This is a genomic window from Vibrio sp. 1069, assembly GCF_033340555.1.
Map to the genome: position 1 here is coordinate 1 of NZ_JAWOWP010000578.1, position 608 is coordinate 608.

The 608-nt window shown below is 50.0% G+C and carries 1 protein-coding gene; it reads right to left on the reverse strand.

Annotation, left to right across the window (positions count from 1 at the left end; all coding sequences use genetic code 11):
* A partial coding sequence (locus tag R7040_RS27845) for a DUF2339 domain-containing protein (RefSeq protein ID WP_318097801.1) occupies positions 1–608 on the reverse strand: 608 nt, incomplete at both ends.

Below are 608 nucleotides of genomic sequence, written 5' to 3' on the forward strand. Positions count from 1 at the left end.
AAGAAGACTTTCAACGCCACAAAGGCCAGTATAATTAAGCCGATGCGTTGCATCATCATCGCCTTGTGAGTGACGCCACGCCAAGTTAAAGCGCCACCAACCATTAATCCTGCCACTGAGTAGCTAAACAACTCCGCCATACTGGTCGGTTGAAACAGCGTCATTGACGTGGTTTGCCAGAACTGTCGAATCGACATCCCTAGCCAAATGGCCGCTAATGCAAAGCCAAGACATGCGACCGCTAATCGGTGTACACGCAGCGTATTCCAGCGTCTAACGACCGCAGCAATGAGAATGCACGCTGGCAGAAGCCAACCTAAACTAAGCATGTTGAACACAGGCATGGCTTGTGCCGATACGTTGTTGGTGATGAGTGGCGATTCAACGCTGTTCAGCCATACCGTCAATAGCGCGAATACGCCCCACAATAAGTAGCTGTAGGCTTGATAAACAAGGGTGAGCTGCTGAGCAAATTGGCTGCGATAACTGTAAACCAAGCCCATAACCAGAGCTTGGTTGGCAAAGACCACGGCACTTGTGAAATCGATGTGCCCCAAATAGCCGTATTGTCCCGTTAACCAGTAGTTGGTTTGGGTGAACAACGCCAT